Source organism: Streptomyces sp. NPDC091280, from assembly GCF_044768565.1.
Classification (GTDB): domain Bacteria; phylum Actinomycetota; class Actinomycetes; order Streptomycetales; family Streptomycetaceae; genus Streptomyces.
This window is the reverse complement of sequence record NZ_JBIVUZ010000018.1, coordinates 51460-74839: the sequence shown is the minus strand read 5'-3', so window position 1 is coordinate 74839 and position 23380 is coordinate 51460. Positions and strand designations below refer to the sequence as shown.

The 23380-nt window shown below is 70.0% G+C and carries 21 protein-coding genes; 8 read left to right on the top strand and 13 right to left on the bottom strand.

Going from position 1 to position 23380, the window contains the following annotated elements:
* The first annotated feature begins 31 nt into the window (after nt 1-31).
* Nucleotides 32-550: a SigE family RNA polymerase sigma factor gene (locus ACIQPR_RS42085; protein WP_403660744.1), complete on the top strand. Its 519-nt coding sequence runs from the start codon at nt 32-34 to the stop codon at nt 548-550.
* The gene (locus tag ACIQPR_RS42080; RefSeq protein ID WP_403660493.1) at nt 547-861 is read left to right on the top strand and encodes a hypothetical protein; all 315 of its coding nucleotides are present in this window, start codon (nt 547-549) and stop codon (nt 859-861) included. Before ACIQPR_RS42085 ends, ACIQPR_RS42080 begins: the two co-directional genes overlap by 4 nt.
* 70 nt (nt 862-931) lie before the next feature.
* Here ACIQPR_RS42080 and ACIQPR_RS42075 read toward each other — a convergent pair whose 3' ends face one another.
* The 8 genes from ACIQPR_RS42075 to ACIQPR_RS42040 all read right to left on the bottom strand — a co-directional run bounded on the left by ACIQPR_RS42075 (nt 932) and on the right by ACIQPR_RS42040 (nt 11881).
* Nucleotides 932-1654 (bottom strand): hypothetical protein, encoded by a 723-nt coding sequence (locus ACIQPR_RS42075; RefSeq protein WP_403660490.1) that lies wholly within the window; start codon nt 1652-1654, stop codon nt 932-934.
* Between the two features lie 307 nt (nt 1655-1961).
* Complete coding sequence (locus ACIQPR_RS42070) at nt 1962-3182, bottom strand: MBL fold metallo-hydrolase (RefSeq protein WP_403660487.1); 1221 nt, start codon at nt 3180-3182, stop codon at nt 1962-1964.
* On the bottom strand, nt 3163-5898 hold the full coding sequence (gene acnA, locus ACIQPR_RS42065; protein ID WP_403660741.1) for an aconitate hydratase AcnA: 2736 nt from the start codon (nt 5896-5898) through the stop codon (nt 3163-3165). The genes ACIQPR_RS42070 and acnA overlap by 20 nt, the downstream gene beginning before the upstream one ends.
* 14 nt (nt 5899-5912) lie before the next feature.
* Complete coding sequence (locus tag ACIQPR_RS42060; protein ID WP_403660484.1) at nt 5913-6632, bottom strand: aspartate/glutamate racemase family protein; 720 nt, start codon at nt 6630-6632, stop codon at nt 5913-5915.
* Nucleotides 6629-7720, bottom strand: coding sequence for an isocitrate/isopropylmalate dehydrogenase family protein (locus ACIQPR_RS42055; RefSeq protein WP_403660481.1), 1092 nt, complete (start codon nt 7718-7720; stop codon nt 6629-6631). The genes ACIQPR_RS42060 and ACIQPR_RS42055 overlap by 4 nt, the downstream gene beginning before the upstream one ends.
* Before the next feature lie 31 nt (nt 7721-7751).
* A complete protein-coding gene (locus ACIQPR_RS42050) occupies nt 7752-8882 on the bottom strand; it encodes an ABC transporter ATP-binding protein (protein ID WP_403660478.1) in 1131 nt (376 codons plus the stop codon).
* Entirely contained in the window at nt 8875-10656 is a 1782-nt protein-coding gene (locus ACIQPR_RS42045; protein WP_403660475.1) for an ABC transporter permease, read from the bottom strand. Before ACIQPR_RS42045 ends, ACIQPR_RS42050 begins: the two co-directional genes overlap by 8 nt.
* Before the next feature lie 31 nt (nt 10657-10687).
* Entirely contained in the window at nt 10688-11881 is a 1194-nt protein-coding gene (locus ACIQPR_RS42040; protein ID WP_403660472.1) for an ABC transporter substrate-binding protein, read from the bottom strand.
* A gap of 238 nt (nt 11882-12119) precedes the next feature.
* Between ACIQPR_RS42040 and ACIQPR_RS42035 the strand changes: the two genes are divergently transcribed.
* On the top strand, nt 12120-12806 hold the full coding sequence (locus ACIQPR_RS42035; RefSeq protein WP_403660469.1) for a GntR family transcriptional regulator: 687 nt from the start codon (nt 12120-12122) through the stop codon (nt 12804-12806).
* Nucleotides 12807-12924: 118 nt separating this feature from the next.
* On the opposite strand, the gene gndA is transcribed toward ACIQPR_RS42035, so the two are convergent.
* Genes gndA through ACIQPR_RS42010 form a run of 5 tightly spaced genes read right to left on the bottom strand, consistent with a single transcriptional unit; the run spans nt 12925 to nt 17994 of the window.
* Nucleotides 12925-14376 carry an NADP-dependent phosphogluconate dehydrogenase gene (gene gndA / locus ACIQPR_RS42030; protein ID WP_403660466.1) on the bottom strand — a complete coding sequence of 484 codons (1452 nt, stop codon included), beginning with the start codon at nt 14374-14376 and terminating at the stop codon, nt 12925-12927.
* Between the two features lie 30 nt (nt 14377-14406).
* Nucleotides 14407-15432: a zinc-binding dehydrogenase gene (locus ACIQPR_RS42025; RefSeq protein WP_403660463.1), complete on the bottom strand. Its 1026-nt coding sequence runs from the start codon at nt 15430-15432 to the stop codon at nt 14407-14409.
* A 21-nt stretch (nt 15433-15453) separates the two neighbouring features.
* Nucleotides 15454-16224, bottom strand: a complete 771-nt coding sequence (locus ACIQPR_RS42020) for an SDR family oxidoreductase (protein ID WP_403660460.1) — start codon at nt 16222-16224, stop codon at nt 15454-15456.
* A gap of 46 nt (nt 16225-16270) precedes the next feature.
* On the bottom strand, nt 16271-17359 hold the full coding sequence (locus tag ACIQPR_RS42015; protein ID WP_403660457.1) for a D-2-hydroxyacid dehydrogenase: 1089 nt from the start codon (nt 17357-17359) through the stop codon (nt 16271-16273).
* Complete coding sequence (locus tag ACIQPR_RS42010) at nt 17356-17994, bottom strand: RraA family protein (RefSeq protein WP_403660454.1); 639 nt, start codon at nt 17992-17994, stop codon at nt 17356-17358. Before ACIQPR_RS42010 ends, ACIQPR_RS42015 begins: the two co-directional genes overlap by 4 nt.
* Before the next feature lie 513 nt (nt 17995-18507).
* On the opposite strand from ACIQPR_RS42010, the gene ACIQPR_RS42005 reads away from it, so the two are divergent.
* From ACIQPR_RS42005 to ACIQPR_RS41985, 5 genes are all read left to right on the top strand, one after another.
* The gene (locus ACIQPR_RS42005) at nt 18508-19884 is read left to right on the top strand and encodes an MFS transporter (RefSeq protein WP_403660451.1); all 1377 of its coding nucleotides are present in this window, start codon (nt 18508-18510) and stop codon (nt 19882-19884) included.
* A gap of 31 nt (nt 19885-19915) precedes the next feature.
* Nucleotides 19916-20731: a LamB/YcsF family protein gene (locus tag ACIQPR_RS42000; protein ID WP_403660448.1), complete on the top strand. Its 816-nt coding sequence runs from the start codon at nt 19916-19918 to the stop codon at nt 20729-20731.
* A gap of 18 nt (nt 20732-20749) precedes the next feature.
* On the top strand, nt 20750-21487 hold the full coding sequence (locus ACIQPR_RS41995; protein ID WP_403660445.1) for an allophanate hydrolase subunit 1: 738 nt from the start codon (nt 20750-20752) through the stop codon (nt 21485-21487).
* Nucleotides 21484-22488, top strand: a complete 1005-nt coding sequence (locus tag ACIQPR_RS41990) for a biotin-dependent carboxyltransferase family protein (RefSeq protein ID WP_403660442.1) — start codon at nt 21484-21486, stop codon at nt 22486-22488. The genes ACIQPR_RS41995 and ACIQPR_RS41990 overlap by 4 nt, the downstream gene beginning before the upstream one ends.
* A gap of 73 nt (nt 22489-22561) precedes the next feature.
* A complete protein-coding gene (locus tag ACIQPR_RS41985) occupies nt 22562-23356 on the top strand; it encodes an SDR family oxidoreductase (RefSeq protein ID WP_403660739.1) in 795 nt (264 codons plus the stop codon).
* The last annotated feature ends 24 nt before the right edge of the window (nt 23357-23380 follow it).

The window sequence follows — 23380 nt, the reverse complement described above, 5'->3', positions numbered from 1 at the left end:
GTCGATTCCCGTGCCGCAGCCACGCGAGCCCATGGCGCTCGTCTCCACGGATCCGACCGCGTCGGAGCGTGAGAGCGTCCTCGCGGAACTCTTCGAGCTGCACTACTCCTCGATGCTGCGGCTCGCCGTGCTGCTCGGGGCGGACGATCCCGAGAACGTGGTGGCCGAGGCGTACTACCAGCTCTACCGGAAGTGGCGGAAGCTCCGGGACGCCGACGCCGCGGCCTCCTATCTCCGTTCGATCGTGTGCAACCTGACCCGGATGCGCATACGTCACCTCCAGGTGGTCCGCAAGCACTCGGAGAGCCCGACGGAGGAAGCCGTCGTCTCCGCCGAGAGCACGGCGTTGCTGAGAGACGACCAGCGGGTGCTCATCGGCGCCCTCCAGGAGCTGCCCGCCCGCCAGCGCGAGGCGCTCGTGCTCCGGCACTGGATGGGGCTCAAGGAAAGTGAGATCGCCAAGGCGATGGGCATTTCCAGCGGTTCGGTCAAGACCCACACCTCACGCGGCCTCGCCGCCCTGACCCAGGCGATGGAGGCCCGGCGATGAAGGACACCGCTTCCGACCGCACCGAGCAGGAACTGGCCGCGGCGCTCTCCGCCCTCGCCGAAGGGGTCCGGGCCGCACCCGACGCCTACCGCACGGCCCGGGGCGACTGGCTGCGCCGCGAACGCCGACGCCGCCTCGTCCTGGTCACTCTGATCACGGTGGTGTTCGCCCTGGCCACGCTCATCGGCCTCTGGGTCCTCAACCAGACTCCCCCGCATTCAGGGGTGATCTTCTCCGGCCTGCCGTCCACACACACCGAAATCACGGTCCGGAACGCGACGCCCGAATTCAACATCCCTTTCCGGCTCTGAAAAAGGCGCCTCACTGGCGGATGCGACAAGACCGCCACCCCTTTCGGGGCAACGGTCAAGTCGACAGACCCTAGTTCCTGGGCTTCGAACTCAGGCTTGTGCCCTGGGAAGTACCCGGCTGAGCCAGGTGGATCGTCGTGTGCGCGGTCGACGAGGTGGGGGCGGCACCGCTGTTGTTGCACATCGACTTGCGCTCCGAGGCGGCCATCGAGCGGGTCTGGATGGAGACCGTCGAGTACTGCATCTCGTCGGGGTCGTACTGCGTGAGCGTCGGGTAGGCGTACCACTCGTAGTGGCCGTGCCGCCGCTTCGGATAGTTGATGACCATGCGACCGCTGACGCGCTGCATCGCCGGGGCGATGGTCGCGAATCCGATCGAGTACTCGGGCACTTCGGCGCTGATTTCCGTGGTCTCCGACGTGGAATAGGACCACGTGTGCCCGTAGGTCGTCTGAATGGAGGCGCTGAAGATCTTCGACAGGCCCGCCTCGACGCCGACCGCGACGCTGATGCTGTTCTCCTCGGTACGGCTCTCGGTCGTCTGCCGGCCGAAGGTCACCTTCGTGCCGCAGGCGTGAACAGTGGTCCCCACCTGTCGTGCCGGGCCGGTGAAGATGGTCCGCTGCGCCGGTTCGAACCGGCAGCGGTCGGCTTTTCCGAGCCCGGACACGGATTGGGTGCAGGAGGTGAGCAGGGCCGACTGGTCGTACCAGTTGTCATCAGCGGCATGGGCGGTTCCCGCAGTGGCGAGCAGACCGCCGACCAAAGCCAGTCCGGAGACGGCTGCGGCCACTGACGGGCCGATTCCCTTCAGGCGAGGATTCACTTGATGGCCTTTCGGTGTGGGGGGTGGAGCAAGTGCTTGATACTTCTAGCATCGAATTTCGAACAAGAAAGGACCCGTTCGCAAAAAGTATGCAAAGGGGATTATGTTCAACGTTCATCAATTCGATGGACGGGGCCACCCAATTCTCAAATTTCTTTAATCAATGAGGAGTTGAGCGCGGTCCGTGCACTTTCCCCGACAACTTCCGGCAAGCGCAGCTGCTTTGAGAGATACCTACGCTGCGCAACCGCGTGAATCCGCCTTGCTGATTCCGCTACATCGCCTTCCAGGTGCCGTCGATGAGGCGTTGGGCGAGCGCACGGTGGGCGTTGCCGAAAATCTCCAGATGCCGTTGGACTCCGGCGCGGCCCATCAGCATCGGGTTGGGCGCCGACGGATCCGCTTTGAGCGCGCGCAGATGGCTGAAGGCGGCGCTCTGGTAGGCGTGGGTGTTGAGGAAGGCGTCCGCGCCCTCCTGCCCGGCCACGCCTTGGACGAAGTCGGTCGAGACCGCGTACTGGGCGGCGGCGTCGATGTTGTCGTTGCCGCTCCACACAAGGAGTTTGCGGGTCTCCCCCTGATGGACGACCGGCACTATCACCTGCATCTGACCGATGGTGTGGCCGGGCGCGAGCATCGCGACGGCCGTGGTCCGGCGGCCGATCCGGATGCGTCTCATGCCGACGGTGTGGCCGGGATACGCCTCGATCTCGATGTCGATCCGGCTGGGGAGCAGAGCCAGCCGCGCCCGGTACTCCTCCTCGGTGTACTCGTCCTTCCGCTTCTTCAGGTCGACGCGCTGCGCCGCGACGACCGCGGCGTCCGGCTGCCCCATGACGAACTTGGCGTGCGGGGCGTAGCGGTCCCTGATCAGGTTGGCGCCGCCGACGTGGTCGATGTGGGAGTGGCCGAGGAACACGTAGCGGATGTCTCTCGGGTCGAGTCCCGCGGCCGCGGCCTGGTCGAGGAACTGACCACGCATGTCCTGCGGGTTGGTCAACGCGTCGAGCATGATCAGCCCGTCCGGAGTGCGGACGACCACGATTCCGGTGAAGTCGGTGCCGAAGAACCAGGCGTTGTCCATGAACCGGACGCCACCGGCGGGCATGGGGCGGACGTAGTCCTTGTACAGGAAGCCCTTGGGTGAGACGAAGTCGGTTGTCGGGTCGGTGAGTTGGTCGACGGGCTGCCCCGTGCCGGCGCTTCCCGGGCTGCGGTAGCCGGTCTGGCACCACACGCGGTACTGCCAGCGGATCATCGGGTTGTCGTCCACCTCCGACAGCGCCTTGGCCGCGGTGTCGTACGCCTTGGCCAGCGGCTTGTCGGGGGCGAGCGGGCCGCCCCAGGGCTGTGCCGCGGCGGCCTGAGCCGTCGTCACGGCCGGTGCGTCGGGGGTCAGGGCAGCCGCCGTAGGCACGTTCAGGGCGGACGGGATCGCCGTCGCGCCCACGCCTGCCATCACCATCGCGCCGAATTCACGCCTGGTACGCGTCATCGTTTCCTCCTGGGTCGACCTGTGTGTCGGAACCGGTTTCGAACTGATCGGCTTCGGTCGGGTGGGCGAGCAGTCCGCGCAGGACGTACGGCATGACTCCGCCGTGGCGGAAGTAGTCCGCCTCGCGAGGGGTGTCCAGGCGGACTCGCGCGGTGAACTCGCGGTCGTCGGCGAGCACGCGGACTGTTGTCGGGGTGTGTCCCGAGTTGAGGGACTCCAGTCCGGAGACGGTGATCGTCTCCGCGCCGGTGGGGGCCAGGTCCTGCGGGCCTCCGTCGACGAGTTCCAGGGGCAGGACACCCATGGCGATGAGGTTCGACCGGTGGATGCGTTCGAAGGACCGCGCGATCACGGCGCGGACGCCGAGCAGCGCGGGGCCCTTGGCGGCCCAGTCCCGGGAGGACCCGCCGCCGTAGTCCTCGCCCGCCACGACGACCATGGGGACTCCGGCCGCGCGGTAGGCGGCAGCCGTGTCGTAGATCGAGTCCTCGCGTCCGTCCGCGAGGAAGTTGCGGGTCCGGCCGCCCCGGGTGCCGGGTGCCACCTGGTTGCGCAGCCTGATGTTGGCGAACGCTCCCCGCATCATCACCTGGTGGTTGCCGCGCCTGGACGCGTAGGTGTTGAAGTCCTGCGCCGGTATGCCGAGTTGGGCGAGAAAGCGGGCTGCGGCGCTGGAGGCGGTGATGGCGCCGGCCGGGGAGATGTGGTCGGTGGTGACCTTGTCCCCGAGTTTGACGAGGACCCGTGCCCCGGTGATGTCCTTGACGGTTTCGGGTTCCCTGGTCATGCCGTCGAGGTAGGGGGGCCGGCGGATGTAGGTGGAGTTCTCGTCCCACGCGAAGCTCTCGGTCGCGCGCACGCTGATGTCCTGCCAGCGCCGGTCGCCGGTGAAGACGTTGGTGTAGGCGTCGGTGAACATCGCCGGGTCGATGCTCCCGGCCGTCACGGCCTCGATCTCGGCGGGGTCGGGCCAGATGTCACGGAGATAGACGGGCTCCCCGTGCGGGTCGTGGCCGAGGGGCTCGGTGCGGAGGTCGACATCCATCGTGCCGGTGAGGGCGTAGGCGATGACGAGAGGGGGCGAGGCGAGGTAGTTCATGGCGACGTCGGGCTGGATACGGCCTTCGAAGTTGCGGTTTCCCGAGAGCACGGAGGTCACGGTCAGCCCGGTCTCGGCCACCGCCTCGGACACCGCGCCGACGAGCGGGCCGGAGGCTCCGATGCACGTCATGCAGCCGAACCCGGCGAGGTGGAAGCCGAGGGCCTCCAGGTCCGGGACGAGGCCGGCCCGCCGGTAGTAGTCCATGACGACCCGCGAGCCGGGGCTGAGGGTCGTCTTGACCCACGGCTTGCTGCGCAGGCCCGCCCGGACGGCGTTGCGGGCGAGCAGTCCCGCCCCCACCATGACCGCCGGGTTGGACGTGTTGGTGCAGGAGGTGATGGCCGCGACCGCGACCGCGCCGTCGGAGAGTTCGTGTGGGGTTCCGTCGATGACCACGGTGGCCGGGCCCGCGGACCTGGTGCCGCCGTTCGGCCCGTGCCGGCGGACGGATGCGACGGCGGTACGGAACCGGGCTCGGGCCTGGTCCAGGGGGACGCGGTCCTCGGGACGGGAGGGCCCGGCCAGTGAGGGGACGACGGTGGACAGGTCGAGGTCCACGTCCTCCGAGAAGCGGGGCGGGCTCTCGGGCCGGTGCCACAGGCCCTGTTCCTTCGCGTATGCCTCGACGAGCGCGGCCTGCTCCTCGGACCGCCCGGTGAACCGCAGATAGCGCAGGGTCTCGTCGTCTACGGGGAACAGGGCGCAGGTCGAGCCGAACTCGGGGCTCATGTTCGCGATGGTCACCCGGTCGGTCACCGGCAGGGCCGAGACGCCGGTGCCGTGGAACTCAACGAACTTGCCGATGACGCCGTGGGCCCGCAGCAGTTCGGTGAGGGTGAGGACCAGGTCGGTGGCCGTGGTTCCGGCGGGCAGTGCGCCGGTGAGGCGGACGCCGACGACTTTCGGGACGAGGGCGGACATGGACTGGCCGAGCATGGCGGCCTCGGCCTCGATGCCTCCGATGCCCCAGCCCAGGACGCCGAGTCCGTTGACCATGGTGGTGTGCGAGTCGGTGCCGAGGCAGAGGTCCGGGAACGCGAGGCCGTCCTCGACCATGACCACGCGGGCGAGGTGCTCCACGTTGACCTGGTGCATGATCCCGGTGCCGGGCGGTACGACCGCGAACTTCTTCAACGACTGCTGTCCCCACCGCAGGAAGCGGTACCGCTCGCCGTTGCGCGCGTACTCCAGTTCGACGTTGCGGGTCAGCGCGTCCGGGCGTCCGAAGACGTCGGCGATGACGGAGTGGTCGACGACGAGTTCCGCCGCGATGACGGGATTGACCAGCCCCGGGTCGCCGCCCAGGTCGGACATCGCGTCACGCATCGCGGCCAGGTCCACGACCGTGGGCACTCCGTTGGTGTCGTGCAGGAACACCCGGGAGGCGTACAGGTCCACCGGTGTCCCGGCGGCGCCGCGGGCCAGGATCGCCCGCACCTGCTCGTCACCCCGAGCGGTGCCGTCGTGGAAGCGGGCCACGTTCTCCAGCAGGATCCGCAGGCTGACCGGGAGGTCGGCCGGGGCGAGTCCTTCGATGCGGTGGTAGGACAGCGACTGTCCCAGGACGTCGAGGCGGGTGCGGGTGCCCAGTGCGTCGAGCCCGGATCCCGCCAGGTGGTCACGGCCCCTCACCATGCCTCCACGCGGGACGGTCCGGGACGGTCGCCGACCTGCTCGCGCAACGAGCGGGCGGCCAGCGGCGGAGCACTCAGCACCGGCAGCCCCAGCGCCTTCTCCAGGCCGGCGCGGGCGGGAGAGAGCGAGAACATCCCGAGGATCACCGCGTCGACCGCGCCGAGATACGGCAGGGCGGCCTCGGTCAGCGACCGCTCCAGCGCGTCGAGGTCACCCCGGGCGGCTGCCGTCGCCGCCTCGGGAGCGGTCTGCCCGGTGACCTCCGTCCGCTCCCCGCTCTCGGTGGCGGACAACGCCCTTCGCAACCAGTCCACCGAGTCCCGCACCGCCGGGACGGAGTGCCCGAGGAGCAGGACACGGTCGAACCGTCGGCGCGAGACCTCGGTGAAGAGTTCCGCGTCCGAGCTGATCAGGGGCAGCCCGTGGTGCCGACGGGCCCGTTCCAGCACCGGTCCGTACAGGGAGCAGGACAGCAGGACGGCGTCGGCACCGCCGTGGACGGCGTGGTCGATCAGCGACAGCATCCGGTCGGACAGGGCGGGCGTGAGCCCGCCGGCCGCCTCCGCGTCGCCGACGAGGCGATCGTCCAGCACGTTCCACACCGACACCTCGGGGCAGCCCTCCGCGAGCGCGGTCCGAGCGGGCCCGATCGACGCCGGGGTGGCGTGGATGACGGCCACGGTGGGCGGCCGGTCGGCCGTGGACCCGCTCACAGCAGCCCGATCGAGGTCGCGACCGCGTCGGCGAAGGCACGGCATCCGGCCGATCCGCCCATGTCCCGTGTCCTGGTGCCCTGTTCGAGGGTGGCGGCCACGCCGTCCTCCATCAGACGTGCCGCACGCGGGAGTGCCTCGTCCTGGTGGCGGGTCCCCAGCCACTCCAGCAGCATCGCGGTGGAGAGGATCATCGCCACGGGGTTGGCCAGGTCCTGCCCGGCGATGTCCGGTGCGGAGCCGTGTGCCGCCTGTGCCATGGCGCGGTCCTGCGAGGCGTTCAGCGAGGGGGCGATGCCCAGGGATCCGGCCAGTTCGCCGGCCAGGTCCGAGAGGATGTCGCCGAACATGTTCTCGGTGACCACGACGTCGAACTCCCGGGCCCGGCGCACCAGGTGCACGGTCATCGCGTCGATGTGAAAGTCGTCCACTTCGACGTCGGGGTAGTGCCGTGCGATGTCGTGGCACACGTCTCGGAACAAACCGGTGGTCAGCTTCAGGACGTTGGCCTTGTGGACGATCGTGACCTTCTTGCGCCGCCGGGAGGCCAGTTCGAAGGCTTCGCGGGCGATGCGTTCGCAGGCCGTACGGGTGATGATGCCCATCGCGATGGCGATGTCCGGTGTGGGCATGAACTCGCCCGTGCCCAGGTGGGTGTTGCGGTCGGCGTAGAAGCCCTCGGTGTTCTCCCGCATGATGACGAGGTCGGTGCCGGGGGCGACGGCGTCGCCGCCCGCGAACGCTTTGGCGGGGCGCACGTTGGCGTACAGGTCGAAGTGTTTGCGGATGGTGCCGCTGGGGTTGAGTTCGGAACGGAAGGGTTCGGGATAGGAGGCGCTGTCGTGGGGGCCGAGCAGCCAGCCGTCGGTCTCCGCGAGGGCCGCGAGGGTGGCCTTGGGGGTGGCTTCCCCCAGTTCCTCGATGGCTCGTCGGCCCAGGGGCAGTTCCTGCCAGGTGACGGGTGGGGCTCCGGTGGCCGCGAGAGCGGTGTCGGCGATCAGTACGGCGGCCGGGACGATCTCGGGCCCGATGCCGTCGCCGTGCAGGACGCCGAGGGTGTACCGGTGGGGGATTCCGCTGGTGGCCACGGGACTCCTCATGTTGTTCGTGGGGTGGGTGTCAGCCGGTGACGGTCAGGAGGGCCTGGGCGTCCTCCGAGAGCACGACCGTGTCGCTGTAGACGAGGCAGGCCGCCGGTTCGACGGCGAGGCTGACCGGACCGGTGAGGCCGCCGCGGTCACTGGCGACCTGGACGACCAGGTCGCCGACCTTGAGGTCGTACTCGAAGCGGGAGCCCAGGTAGGAGGTGGTGAGGACCTCGGCGCTGATGACGTTCGTGCCGGGCGCCGCCTGCTCGGCCGCGGCGATGACGGAGAGGCGCTCGGGGCGGACGGCGACGGTGACGGTCTCGCCCTTGCCTAGGCTCTGGGGCGTCGTGACGGACAGCGACTGCCCGTTGGCCGCCAGCGTCAGGACGGCTCCGTCCCCGGTGGTCTCGGCGACCGTCGCCTTGAGGAAGTTGCAGCGGCCGACGAACGCGGCGACCTCCGCGGTGGCCGGCGTCTCGTAGATCTCCTGAGGGGTGCCGACCTGGAGCATGCGACCGCCGGACATGACCGCGATGCGGTCGCTCAGGGCGAGGGCCTCGTCCTGGTCGTGGGTGACGTAGACGGTGGTGATGCCGAGGTCCTCCTGGAGCCGCTTGAGCCAGGCGCGGGCCTGCTCGCGCAGCTTGGCGTCGAGGTTCGAGAGCGGCTCGTCGAGGAGCAGGACGCTGGGCGAGTACACCAACGCCCGGGCGAGGGCGACGCGTTGCTGCTGGCCTCCGGACATCTGGTGGGGGTACCGCTCGCGCAGGTGCAGCAGGCCGACCTTGTCCAGGGCGTCGTCGATGAGCCGGCGCTGTTCGGCCTTGTCGACCTTGCGGATCTGGAGGGGCATCGCCAGGTTGGCGGCGATGGTCTTGTGCGGCCACAGCGCGTAGGACTGGAAGACCATGCCCAGGTTGCGTCCCTCGGGCGGCACGAACAGCTTGGTCCCGGTGTCCACGAAGGGGGTGTCGCCGACCGAGATCGAGCCCCTGGTGGGCTGTTCGAGCCCGGCGACGCAGTTGAGGGTGGTCGACTTCCCGCAGCCGCTGGGGCCGAGCAGGGTGAAGAACTCACCGTCCCGGACGGTGAAGTCGACGTCGTCGAGTACGACGTTGCCGCCGAACTCCTTGTGCAGGTGCGAGACCTTGACGTCAGGCATCGTTGTTGCGTCCCTTCAGGAGGAGTCCGGCGAGCCCGACGAAGGCCGCGGTGACGGCGATCTGGAGGGTGGCCAGCGCGGCGACGGAGCCGGTGTTGCCCTGGACCCAGAGTTCGAGCATCGTCGTGCCGATGATCTTGCTGTCGGCGGAGCCGAGGAAGACGGCCGGCGAGTACTCCTTGAGCATCGTCACGAAGGTCAGGACGAGGGCGCCGGCGAAGGCGGGCGTCAGCAGTTTGGCCAGGATCATGGTGAACGTCTTGATCCAGTCGGCTCCCGAGACCCGCGCCGCGTTGTCGAGTTCCTGGCCGATCTGCATGACCGACGGCGCGAGGGAGCCGAATCCGCTGGGCAGGGCGCGCAGTCCGAAGCCGATGACGATGGCCCACAGGGTGCCCTGGAGCAGGTTGCCGATGCCGAACGGGGCGTAGGCGAAGGCCCAGAACAGTCCGATGCCGACGATGATCCCGGGCATCGCCTGCGGGGCGAGGGCCAGGTACTCCGCCGCTCTGCGGAAGCGGAAGGTGGAGCGGCGTGCCACCATCACGGCCAGCAGGCCGAGGACGCTCACCAGGACGGCTCCGACGCCCGCGACGATCAGGCTGTTGACGATGGAGTCGACGTAGGCGGTGTAGCTGAAGATGCGTTCGTAGTTGACCGTCGTCAGGGTCCTGAACGGGGACTGCAACGGGGTGAAGACCAGGGTGAACGAGCGGAAGACCAGGCCTCCGATGGGCACGAGGGCGCCCATCACGACGTAGAAGACGATGGCGGACAGGCTGATCCACTTCAGTGGGCCCAGGTCGAGGCGGCGGGGGCGGGTGGCCTTGCCGCGCACCGAGACGAACCGCTGGGCGTCCTTGAGGAGTTTGGCCTGCACCGCGACGAGGCCGACGGTGACGAAGAGGATGATGGCCGACGCCGCGCCGAGCACGCCGTAGTCGGGGTTGATGGACTGAAGGCCGTTGCGGTAGAGGAAGGTCGAGAAGACCTGGATGTTGGTCGGCTGGCCGTAGAGGAGCGGCACGCTCAGTGTCTCCACGGAGATCGAGACGACCAGGATCGAGCTGTAGACGATGGGCGGGCGGAGCATCGGCAGGATGACCTGGAAGACGATGCGGAGCGGTCCGGCGCCGCAGACCTGGGCGGCCGACTCCAGCGAGGCGTCGCTCTGGCGCAGTGCTCCCGCGCAGAACGTGTAGGCGATCGGCGCCAGGGCCACGGCCTCGGTGAGCGCCATCCCCGGGATGGAGTACAGGTTCCAGGGGACGCCGCCGAGGACGTCGGCGACCTTCACGCTGACGAAGCCCGCGGGGCCGTACATCGTGATCCAGCCGAAGCCGAGGATCAGGGAGGAGATGAAGAACGGCCACTGCATGGCGGCGGCGAGCAACCGTCCGCCGGGCATCCTCGTCCGTACGACGGCCACTGCCATCGGGATCGCGATGATCAGCGTGAACACGGTGGTGAGGAGGGCGAACAGGGCCGTGTTGAGTGCCACGCGGCCGAAGCCCGCCTCGGTGAACAGCTTGACGTAGTTGTCGAAGCCGAGGACTCCCCCGGCCTCGTACAACGGCCGGTCCAGCAGCGACTGGTACAGCGTCGGCACCACGGGCGCGAGCACGAGCAGCGCCAGCACGATGACGACCGCGTAGTGCAGCCACACCTCCCGTCCCCGCCCCAGGACCCGCCGGTACCGGGGCGCCGGGCGCCCGGCGGACGGCGGTGGGCTGTCGCTGTCCGGCGGCGACGGCGCCGTCTTGGTAGCAGACATGTTCTGTCAGGCCTTTCGTGGGTCTGGCGGTTCAGCGGCCGAGGAGCCCGTCCCAGCGCTTGGTGAACGCCTTCACCTCTGCGTCGGGGACCTTGGTGTACTTGACGTCGATGACGTTCTTCGGACCGACCGCCTTGACCAGTTCCTGGTAGGTGTGGCGGCCGTCGGTGGCCTCGATGCCGTCGCGGTACGAGGTGAGCCCGCCCTCGGCGACGGCGCGCTGGCCCTCGGCCGAGAGGACGAAGTCGGTGAAGAGCTTCGCGGTCGCGGTGTGCGGGGCCTTGGCGGCGATGCCGATGCCGCGCGGCATGACGACGGTGCCGTCGTCGAGGAAGGTCAGGGCCAGCAGACCGCCGCTCTCCTTCACCTTGGGATAGGCGGGGGCGGCGCTCACGAAGAAGCCGGCGAGGTACTCGCCCGAGAGGACCTTCTCCAGCTGGGTTCCGGAGGACGACTCGGCCTTGCCGTAGGGCAGCAGCTTCTCCAGCGTCGACCAGGCCTCGGGACGGTTCTCGGTGAAGGCGTGGGAGACCGAGAACCCGAACGCGCCGGTCACGTCACGCGTGGTGATCTTGCCCTTGTACTTGCCGGGGTCCTTGGCCACGAGGTCGGCCAGCGACTTCAGACCGGTGGGCTTCCCCTTGACGAGCGAGGAGTTGTAGATGATGGACAGCGGGTCCATCGACATCGCGTAGACGTTCGGCAGCAGCGTGGCGTTCGAGGGGAGCTTGGCCACCTCGGGCGACTTGTACGGCAGCAGCGTTCCGGAGCGCTCGGCGAAGTCGGCCCACGCCTGGGAGGCGTTGGAGACCAGGACGTCCGCGGGTGAGCCGTTGGTGGCCTGCTCGCTGAGCACCCGCTGGAAGACCTCGTCGCTGTCGAGGTTGTTCGCGTCGATCTTCTTCACCCAGGGGTACTTCTTCTTGAAGTCGCGGAAGATCGGCGCCCAGTTCTCCTGGTCCGTGTTGGAGTAGATGGTGAGGGCGCCGCCCTCCTTCTTCGACGCCGCGATGACGTCCTGGTACGCGGCCGGGTAGTACGAGGGCGCCTTGCCGGACTCGATGACGTTGTCGGCGCCCGGCTCGTCGTCTCCGGATCCGCAGGCGGCGACCAGAACGAGGGACACCACCGCTCCGAGCGCGAGAACGGCCCGGGACCGGCGGCGGGGGGTCGCGGCGGCGGTCCGACCGGCGTCCAGGGCGGTTCTGTCGGGGTTTACGGTCATGCTCTTCCTCCTTGAAGAGACCCGGCGTGCGCCTCGGGTGCCGCAAACAGTGACGGTTATAACCTATGACGTCAACCCTTCAGGGGAGATCCATCGACCTTCGGCGCCCACGCCCCGCAGGAGGCGAGCCTCCGCAGTCCACGCCGTGCACGGCCGATACCCCCGGCAAGTAAGATGCACTGTTGTAGGGTCGACGACGACTCGGTAGGTTATAACCATGGATGCCAGTGGGGGCCATATGTCGCAGCCTGTTGAGGTTTTCGAGACGAAGAGCGACTTCGCCTACCGTCAGGTGCGCGATCGGATCCTCTCCGGGGAGCTCGGGCCCGGCTCGGTGATCCAGCAGCGCGAACTGGCGAGCTTCATCGGCATCAGCACCACACCGCTCCGTGAGGCGCTCCGGCGCCTCAAGAGCGAGGGTCTGGTCGAGCTGGACGCCCATCGGGACGCCCGGGTCTCACCGTTGCGGGCCGAGGAGGCACGCGACCTGCTGGAGATCCGCCGGTCCCTGGATCCGCTGGCCGCCTCACTGGCCGCCGAACGGCGCACCAAGGCCGACATCCAGGCCATCCGCGCCGCGGCGGACGGCCTTGCCCCCCTCCACCCGCATCCGAGCGTGGAGCAACTGGTCGCACACCGCCGCTTCCACGCCGCGATCTACATGGCGTCCCACAACGATCTGCTGATCGGGACCCTGGAGGCGCTGTGGGACAAGGCCGACCGCTACCGTCTCCTCGCGCTCCGCACGGATCCCGGCCAGGACGCCCGGGATCAGAAGGCCAAGGAGCACGAGGCGCTGGTCGAGTGCGTCGCTCTCGGTGACGGCGCCGGCGCGGCGGAGATCATGGGCAGGCACATCGACACCAGCCTCGGGGCGACGGCGGTATGGCGCCTCGGCCACGCCGAGCGCACCGACGGAACCTGAACCGGACCTGGCGACAGCGGGTGGTGGCCCCCGCGAGGCGGTCGGCCCTGTGCCGCTCCTGTTCGGTGAAGCGGCTCGGTTCGACATGGGCCAGGACGGGCCCGCAGGGGACGCCCGCTCAGTGCGTGTCACCCTCCACGACGGTCTCGGTGCGGCTGCCGGACCAGTCGGTGTGGAAGACGCCCTGCCTGTCGACGCGGCGGTAGGTGTGCGCACCGAAGTAGTCGCGCTGGCCCTGGACGAGCGCGGCGGGGAGGCGTTCGGCCGCCAAGGAGTCGTAGTAGCTCAGTGCCGCGCCGAACCCCGGTGCCGGTACGCCGGACAGTGCGGCTGTCGCGACGACGCGACGCCACGCGTCCTCCCCTTCGGCGACCGCCCGCGCGAAGTACGGCGCTTCGAGCAGCGTGGCGATGTCCGGGGTCTCCGTGTACGCCTCCGCCATGCGGTCGAGGAAGCGGGCCCGGATGATGCAGCCGCCCCGCCAGATCCTGGCGATCTCGTCCTTGCGAAGGGACCAGCCGTACTTCTCGGCTCCGGCACCGATGGCGTCGAAACCCTGCGCGTAGGCGACGACCTTGGAGGCGTAGAGAGCCGCGGCCACGTCCTGCACGAAGGTGTCGTCGGCCTTCCGCGGTTCGGGCCGCGAGGTGATCACCCTCCGCACCGCCTCCCGCTGCGCCGACCTCCCCGAGACGGAACGGGCGAAGACCGCCTCGGCGATGCCGCCCACCGGGACGCCGAGGTCGAGGGCGTTCTGGACCGTCCACACTCCGGTGCCCTTCGACCCCGCCTGATCCAGCACCACGTCGACGAACGGCTGTCCGGTCGCCGGGTCGACCCGGCGAAGGATCTCGGCCGTGATCTCGATGAGGTACGACTCCAGCGGTCCCCTGTTCCACTCGGCGAAGACGTCCGCGAGGGCGTGCGGCGGGAGACCGCCCACCGTGCGCAGCAGGTCGTACGCCTCGCCGATCAACTGCATGTCGGCGTACTCGATGCCGTTGTGGATCATCTTCACGAAGTGACCGGCGCCGTCCGTGCCCACGTGGGTGACGCAGGGCTCCCCCTCGGCGACGGCCGCGATGGAGGCGAGGACGGGTCCGAGGGTCCGGTACGACTCCGCCGAGCCGCCGGGCATGATCGAGGGACCGTTGAGGGCGCCCTCTTCGCCGCCGGAGATGCCGACGCCCACGAAGTGGACGCCGGTGGGTGCGAGCCGCTTCTCGCGGGCGATCGTGTCCTGGAAGTCGGCGTTGCCGCCGTCGACGATGATGTCTCCGGGCTCGAAGCGTTCGGCGAGCTGGTCGACGACCGCGTCGGTGCCCGCTCCGGCCCGCACCATGACGATCGCGGTACGCGGCCTGGCCAGCGACGCGACGAAGTCGTCGATCGACGCGGCGGCGACGAGTCCCGCCTCCGGGTGCCGGCTGACGAGTTCGTCGGTGCGTTCCCGCGTGCGGTTGTACACGGCGACGGTGTTGCCCTCACGGGAGGCGAGGTTGCGCGCCAGGTTGGAGCCCATCACCGCCAGCCCGACGACGCCGATGGTGGCGGTTGCCCGGGTGTTCATCCGTACCTCTTCCGTTGTGGTGCGATGTGCTCAGAAAGCGAGCAGGACCTTGCCCGAGGCGGCGGAGTCCGCCGCGACGGCGAGCGCCTCCAGCGTTTTCGCCACGGGGAAGGTGTGGGTGATGACCGGTTCGACGGCCAGGGAGCCGTCGGCCAGGGCGGGGATCACCTCGTCGATCTCGTCGTTGAAGCGGAACGAGCCGACGAGGCGGATCTCCCGGGTGATGGCGTGGGCGACGGGCACGGGCTGGTCGCCGTGGGGCAGCAGGCCGACCATGACCACGGTGCCGCCGCGGGTGGCTCCCCTGATCGCGGAGGCGAGGCCGCGGTGGTTGCCGGAGGATTCGATCACCACGTCGGCGTCCACGGCCGCGATAGCCTCGCTGTCGCCCGCGTCGAGGGTGTGGGTCGCGCCGACCGCCGTCGCGATCTCGCGGGGCTTGGTGTGCAGGTCGACCGCCACGATCTCGGCGGCTCCCGCCCGCTTGGCCGCCGCGACGGCCAGGGCGCCGATGGGACCGCTGCCGACGACCAGGACCCGCTTGCCGCGCAGGGCGCCTGCCTGGGATACGGCGTGCCAGGCGACGGCGGCGGGCTCGGCCAGGGCGGCGAGGCGCAGGTCCAGGCCCTCGGGCAGCGCGCGGAGCATGGCCGCGGGCAGCACGACCTCGCCGGCGAAGGCTCCCTCGGTGTGCGGGAATCGTGCGGCGGAGCCGAGGTAGCGCACCCCGGGCGAGAGGTTGGGCCGGTCGTCGGGGAAGCGGACGGTGCTCGCCTCCCGCCGCGCCGGGTGCACGGTGACCGGGGTGCCGGCGGCGGGGCCGGTTCCGTCGGCCGCGGCCCGTACGACGGTGCCGGACACCTCGTGTCCCAGGATCATCGGCGCCCGCAGGACCGATTCACCCACCGCGCCGTGGCGCCAGTAGTGCAGGTCGGAGCCGCAGACACCGCCGTAGGCGACGGCGATCACCGCCTCGTCGGGTGCCGGTGCGCGCACGTCGACCCGCTCGACGCGGACGTCGCCGGCGCCGTGTGCGACGACCGCCGTGGTGGTCATGGACATCATGGGGTTCCCTTCTCAGACGACGACGGTCATGCCGCCGTCGACGAAGACGACCTGGCCGTTGACGTAGTCGGAGGCACTGGAGGCGAGCCAGACGGTGGGGCCGACCACGTCGGCCACCGTGCCCCAGCGCCGGGCCGGGGTGCGGCCGAGGATCCAGGAGTTGAACTCCGCGTCGTCCACGAGGTTCTGCGTCATCTCGGTGTGGATGTATCCGGGGGCGATCCCGTTGATCTGGAGGCCTGCTCCGGCCCACTCGGCCGTCATGACGCGCGTGAGGTTGCGCAGGGCGCCCTTGGCCGCCGTGTACGGGCCGATGGTGGGGCGGGCCAGGTCGGTCTGGACCGAGCAGATGTTGATGATCTTGCCCGCGCGGCGCGGGAGCATCCGCCGTGCGACGTGGCGGCCGACCACGAAGGCGCCGGTGAGGTCGGTGTCGATCACCCGCCGCCAGTCGTCGAGGCTCACCTCGGTCAGGGGCTCCCGGTGCTGGACCCCGGCGTTGTTCACCAGGATGTCGATGGCCCCGATGTCGGACTCGACCGAGGTGACGGCCGCTTCGACGGCGCTCTCGTCGACGATGTCGAACGCGCGGGCCGCGATCCGGTCGGCGCCGAAGCGCCCGGCCAGTGACGTGCGGGTCCGCTCCAGCCGGACGGGGTCGACGCCGTTGAGGACGAGGGTGGCTCCGGCGTCGGCGAGCCCGGTCGCGATGCCCAGCCCGATGCCGCGGCTGGATCCGGTGACCAGGGCGACCTTGCCGGTGAGGTCGAAGGAGGAGGACATGTTCGTGGTGGTTTTCCTGGTTGTGGGGGTCGGTGGACGCGAGGGGTCAGTAGAACTCGACGGTGTCGACGCGGTTGACGAGGTCGTGGCCGTCGAGGAGCCGGGTGGCATTGGCGGCGAACAGCTCGGCGATGAGGCGGTCCTCCGCACCGTCGAGCGCGGCGGTGTGCGGGCTCACCAGGACCCGGTCGTGGTCCCAGAGGGGGCTGTCGACCGGCAGGGGTTCGGTCTCGAAGACGTCGAGCGCCGCGAAGCCGACCTGGCCCGAGTCGAGCGCGTCGAGCAGGGCGGCCTCGTCGACGACGGTGCCCCGTCCGACGTTGACCAGCGTGGCTCCGGGCCGCAGAGCGTCCAGGAACCGTTTGCCCACGAGGTGCTCGGTGGCGTCGGTGCCCGGCAGGGTGTTCACCACCGCGTCGACGGTGGGCGCCACGTCGGCGATGCGGTCGGGATGCACGACGGTCGTGACGCCGGGCACTCCGGTCGTGACGCCGGACACGTCGGCGTCTCGTCTGCTCGTGCCGATGACGGTGGCCCCCAGCGCGTGCAGCGCCTCGGCGACCTTGCGGCCGATCCCGCCGAGTCCGAGCAGCAGGACGGTCTGCCGGTGCACCTGGCCCATGGTCCAGCGACCGCTCCATGTGTGGTCGCGCTGCTGGCGGTTGAGGCGGGGCAGGTCCTTGGCGCCCGCGAGGACACCGAAGACGGCGAACTCGGCGAGGGGTCGTCCGTGCACTCCGGCCGAGGTGGTGAAGAGCACCCGCTGGAGTTCGGTGTCGGTGAGCCCGGCGGCCCTGACCTGTGCGCCGCCCCCGGCCGCCATCGTGTGGACCCAGCGCAGCCCCGGGTTGGCACGCACGGCACGGGCCAGTGCGCCCGGATCCACGTCGGGGATCCCGTACAAGGCGTCGGCGGAGTCGATGGCGGCTTCGTAGGCCCGCTGCTGTGCGTCGGTGCGCCGCCAGTCCGGATCGCCCGCGAAGTCGGCCGGCCAGCGCATCGGCGGCAGGAGGGACGGGTCGACGACGAGGTCGACCCGCGGTTCCAGCTCCTGGACGCGTGCGCGGTTCTCCTCGGACAGCGGTGCGGCGACCGCGACCCGCAGGCGGTCCGGCCGGCCGGCCCGGTCGCTCATCGGGCTGCCGCGTTCCGCAGTGCTTCGACCTCGGCGTCCAGCGCGGCCTCGCGCGCGACGATCGCCTCGACGCCCTTCAGCGCCTCTTCGGCGCGGTGCGGCGGGATGACGATGACGCCGTCCCCGTCGGCGGCGACGATGTCGCCCGGATGGACGACGACGCCGCCGATCGCGACCGGTTCGCCGATGGCACCGGGACCGTTCTTGAAGGGGCCGGCCGGTGTGAGACCGCGGGCGAAGACCGGGACGCCGAGCTTCTCGATGATGGCCGCGTCCCGCACGTACCCGTCGACGACCGCTCCGGCGGCGCCGAACACCGCGAAGCGCTGGGCCAGGTTGTCACCGATGATCGCGCGGCCCTCGTAGCCGAAGGCGTTGATGACGAGGATGTCTCCGGGGCGGATGTGGTCGAGGGCGTCGATCACGGCTTTGTTGTCGCCCGCGACGGTGAGCACCGGAAGGGCGGTGCCGACGGCCTTGGCGCCGTTCCAGATGGGCGCGATGCCGCCGTCGACGATGTTGAGCCGGTCGAGGGCGTCTCCGAGGTTGGCCACCGAGTGGGCGCGGAAGCGGTCGAGTACCTCGGCGTCGACGCGTTCCCATCCGGTGTTCGCTCGCACGTTGTCCTGGGTCATCGCGGGTTCCTTCGGGTGTGTGGGCGTGGGGAAGTCAGGAGCACCCCCACCGCAAAATGCGAAAGCTTTCACGTTTCGACGGGAGTCAGTGTGCATCCATCCGCCGTACAGCACAAGGGTCGACGAACTGGCCAGATCAGGTCGCGGGCTCCCGGTGAGGACCATGGAAAGCGGCGAGATCCGGCCATCGAGGCAGCGAGACCGAAGGCGAAAGCGGGGTGAAACCACGAGTTAATACGGAGTCAACACCACATCCTTGACCGCCCCGTACTGCGAACCTATTCTCATTCGCGATTCAAGTCGCATCTTGGTTCTGGTGTGGTCCCGCCGCCTCCGGCCCCGGGTCACGCCATGGCCGCACAACTCCCCTGAGGCGCCGTCACCGGCCTCCCCCTTGCGCCCCACACCGTCGGGTGCATCTCGGCGCAGGAGCGATCGCCGTCAGCGGCTTCGCTCGGCGCACGACCCTCAGGACACCGTCCCCGGAGTCCGCGACACTGAAAGCGAACGCGTATGGCAACGTCAGATCAGCTCGGCATCCCATCGGACCGTGACGAGGCAGCGGCACGCGAGCCCGGCGCGGCGGCCCTCGACGCCGTCTCCGCCGACCCCAAGGTCGTCCGCAAGGCCACGTTCGCGGGCGCCGTGGGCTCCTTCGTCGAGTGGTACGACTACGGCATCTACGGCCTGCTCGTCACCTATCTCGCGATCAACGTCATGGGCGAGGCCGACGCCGGGAACCTCTTCCTCACCAACGTCGGTTTCCTGGTCAGCTTCCTGGCCCGGCCGTTCGGCAGCGTGATCTGCGGCTACCTCGGGGACCGGATCGGCCGCAAGGGGCTCCTCGCCACCCTGCTGGTACTGATCTCCGCCGCCACGGCGGCCATCGGCCTCATCCCCTCGCACGCCGCCATCGGCGTCGGCGCCCCCGTCCTGCTCGTGCTGCTGCGCGTGCTCCAGGGGTTCTCCGCGGGCGGTGAGGTGGCCGGCGCCATGTCCTTCGTCGGCGAGTACGCGCCCAACGCCCGCCGCAACTTCATGATGAGCTTCATCGCGGTCGGCTCGTTCGTGGCCCTGATGTTCGGCAGCGCGTTCTCCGCGATCCTGATCACCGTGCTCGGCGACGACGCGATGGCCTCCTGGGCCTGGCGGGTGCCGTTCCTGCTCGCCGTACCGCTCGGCTACATCGGGTTCTACATCCGCCGCCGCCTGGAGGAGACCCCGCACTTCGAGGCCCTGCGCGAACAGAACACCGTCGCGCGCAACCCGCTCAAGGACACCTTCACCTCGAAGCGGCACCTCAAGGCGATCGCCCTCACGATCTTCCTGCCGGCCCTCAACGGCCCCGGCTACTACCTGCTGTTCGCCTACATGCCGACCTACCTGAAGACCTCGCTCGGCGACCACGACTTCTCGATGCTGCGGGCGCTCACGGTCACCGCGTGCAGCCTGGTCGCCATCGTCATCTGCATCCCGCTGATGGCCCGGCTGTCGGACCGGCACGGCCGCAAACCCGTCCTGGCCGGCTCCGCGATCGCTGTCGCGCTCGTCGCGTACCCCATGTTCAAGCTCATCACGACCGGACAACTCGGGCTCGCGATCATCGGCACCGTCGTCCTCGCGATCGCCTTCTCCGGCCACGCCGCCGTGGTGCACACGATGCTCGCCGAGATGTTCCCGACCAGCGTGCGCTACTCCGCCTACAGCATCGGCTTCAGCATCTCCACCGTGATCTTCGGCGGCAGCGCGCCGCTGGTCATGACCTCGCTGATCAAGTCGACCGGATCCAGCCTGATCCCGGCCTTCGCCGCGATCATCACCGCCCTCATCACCCTGGCCACGGTCGCGTTCCTGCGCGAGACCAAGGGCAGGCCCCTTGAGGCCAGCTGAGCCGCCCATCCCCCAACCAGGAGAGACTCTCATGGGAATCAACTCCGTAGCCGTCGTCGCGGACCTCGGCGAGAGCTTCGGCAACTACACCATCGGTGACGACGGAGCCCTGCTCGGGCTCGTCACCTCGTCGAACATCGCCTGCGGCTTCCACGCCGGCGACCCCCGCATCATGGACCGGACCGTCAAGGACTGTGTCGAGCGCGGGATAGAGCTGGGCGCCCACCCGGGCTACCCCGACCTCGTCGGCTTCGGCCGCCGGCTCATCGAGGCGACCGAGGAGGAGATCCGTACCGACGTCCTCTACCAGCTCGGCGCCCTGGACGCGTTCGCCCGGGTGCACGGCGGCACCATCAGCCACGTCGCCCCGCACGGCAGGATGGGCTCGATCGCCCAGACCGACGCCAAGCACGCACGGGCCATCACCGACGCGGTGGCCGCCTACAACAAGGACTATGTCGTCATCTGCCAGCGCGGACTGCTCGCCGAGGAGTCCCGCAAGCGGGGACTGGAGGTCGGTTACGTGTTCCTCGCCGACCGCGGCTACGGCGACGACGGCATGCCCGTCTCCCGCTCGCGTCCGGACGGTCTGATCCACGACCCCGAACTGATCGGCGAGCGCTCCGCCCAGGTCGTACGGGAGGGCACGGTCCGTTCGGTCGACGGGAACGTGGTCCCGCTCGGCCACGACGCCGATGTCCTGCTGCTGCACGGCGACCATCCGTCCGTCCTGGCGAACGGCACGGCGCTGCGGGCCGCGCTCGCCGCCGAGGGCATCCGGGTCGCCGGCCTGCGGGAGGTCCTGGCGGAGAAGTCGAAGCAGGCGGAGGCCGCGCTCGCCGGCTGAGGCGGAGCGCATCAGCCGATGACCACAGCACCGTACGGCGCCATCACCGTCGAGCCCTTCGGGGACTCGGCGGCGATGGTGACCGTCCCCCACACCGACCGAACCGTCCGCAGGGCCGGGATCATCGCGTTCCGCGACCGCTTCCTGGCCCATCGCCCGCAGGGAGTGCTCGACGTCGTCTCCGGCCTGGAATCCCTGCTCATCGAGTACGACCCTCTGGTCACCGCGCTGGAACACGTCGAGTACGCGGCCCGGCTGGTGGCACGGTGGGCGCCCGCGGACGATCCGGCCGCCTCCGGACGACGGGTACGGACGTTCGCCGTCCCCGTGGTCTTCGACGACGAGTACGGCCCCGATCTGGCGTCCGTCGCCGAGGAGTTGTGCCTGTCCCCCGCCGAGGTGGTCGAGGCGATCGCCGGATCCGCCTTCACCATCAGCCTGCTGGGCGCCGCGATGGCCCCCATGATGGACGGTCTGGAGGTGCCGCGCCCGGTGCGCCGCCGGGCCGAACCGCGCACCGACGTCGCACCCGGTTCCGTCATGATCGCCGGCACCAACGCGATCATCCAGCCCTTCCCCGGCCCGACCGGCTGGCGGGTGGTGGGACGCACCCCGCGCACCATCGTCGACATCTCCCGCCCCGACCCCGTCTCGTTCGGCACCGGCGATCTCGTGCGTTTCGTCCCGATCAGCCGGGCGGAGGCCGAGGCGCTGGGCTCCGGCCTGCTGAAGCCGGTCGCGGAGGTGACCGTATGAGAACCGTGGCGCTCGACTTCACCCGCACCGGCTGGATCACCACCTATCAGGACCTGGGCCGCAGCGGCACGGAACAACGCGGTGTGCCGACCGGAGGCGCCGCCGACCAGCACTCGGCCGTCGTCGCGAACCTGCTCGTCGGCAACCCCCGCGACGCGACCCTGATCGAGAGCCTGGGCGGTGAGCTGGCGTTCGTGCCCGACGCCGACGTCCTGATCGCCGTCACCGGCGCCCCCGCCGAGATCACCGTCGCCGGCTCGCCCGCCGCCGGCTGGTCTCCGCAGGTGGCGCCCGCGGGACAGGAAGTGCGGATCCTAGGGAACCTGAGCCGGGGCACCCGCACCTACTTGGCCGTCAACGGCACGATCGGCGCCGAGGCTCTGCTGGGCAGCGCGGCCCCCGATCCCCGGATGGGGTTCACCCAGGCCGTCGTCCGGGGATCGCGGGTCCTGGTGGAGACGGATTTCCGCGGATTCGGCCGTCGGCTGTTCGGCGCGCCGCTGTTCCGGCTGCCCGTCCCCGTCCCGCGCTTCGACGACGGCCCCTGGGTGATCGATGTCGTAGCCACCCACGGCGTGCGCTCGATCACCGGCATCCGTGAACTGATCGAGGAGTCGCTCTACGTCGTCACGCCCCGCTCCGACCACGTCGGACTGCGGCTCGCCGGACCGGTCCGGCACCCGGACGGCGACACGGAGATCGTGTCGCACGGCGTCCCCGTCGGGGCGTTGCAGATCCCGCACGCGGACGAGCTGATCGTCCTGGGCCGCTACCGGAGTCTGACCGCGGGCTATCCCATCGTCGGCGTGGCCTCCCGGGCCTCGCTGCCGCTGCTCGGACAGGCCGGGCCCGGCCGGGAGCTGCGCTTCCGCTGGACGGACCGGGAGACCTCGGTACGCCAACACGCGCGGGCCGAGGACGAGATCCGGCTGCTGGGACGGGCGACCGCGGAGGCGTTCGCCGCGCTGGGGTTCGCGACGCCCTTGCTTCGACTGAATTGAGAATCTATTCTCATATGCGATGCAGTAATCATATCCATGACGCCCCAGGTCACCTACGAAGGAGGAACGCGTGATGACACCACCCGGCACGGTCGCGCTCGTCACGGGAGCCGGCAGTGGGATGGGCCTGGAGACCGCGCGGCTCCTCGCCCGCGACGGTGCGGCCGTCGCGCTGGTCGGCCGCAGGCAGGAAGCGCTCGTCGCCGCCGCCGACAAGATCCGCGCCGAGGGCGGCATCGCCCTCGCGCTCGCCGCCGACATCACCAGCCCGCACGACGTCGCACGCGTCCTCGACCGGGTGCGCTCGGAACTCGGCCCGGTCGACGTCCTGGTCAACAACGCGGGCAGCGCCTCCACGGTGCTCAACCCGCAGTGGCTGCCGCACGAGGAGTGGCGGCAGGTCCTCGACGTCAACCTCACCGCGGTCTTCCAGCTCACCCAGGCCGTACTGCCCGACATGCTCGACCGCGGCACCGGGACGATCGTCACCGTCTCCTCGCTCGCCGCAGTCAACCCCAACCTGCTGGGCGGCGCCGCCTACGGCGCGGCCAAGGCCGGGGTCCGCAACTTCATGACCTTCCTGCACAACACCTTCCGCAACCAGGGACTGCGCGCCATCACCGTGCTGCCCGGCGAGACGGACACCCCCATCCTCGACAACCGCGCCCGGCCCCCGGCCCCCGAGGAACGCACCCACATGGTGCGGCCCGAGGACGTGGCCGAGGCCGTCCGGCTGGCCGTCTCCCTCCCCCAGCGGGTGGTCCTCCAGGAGATCGTCGTCGCGCCCACCCGGCAGCGCGACGTCTCCGCCGACCTGGAGACCAGCCGCTGGGCGGGCGCACCCGCCGGGCGCACACCGCAGGCCTGACCGACCCGCAGACAGGAGGAGCGC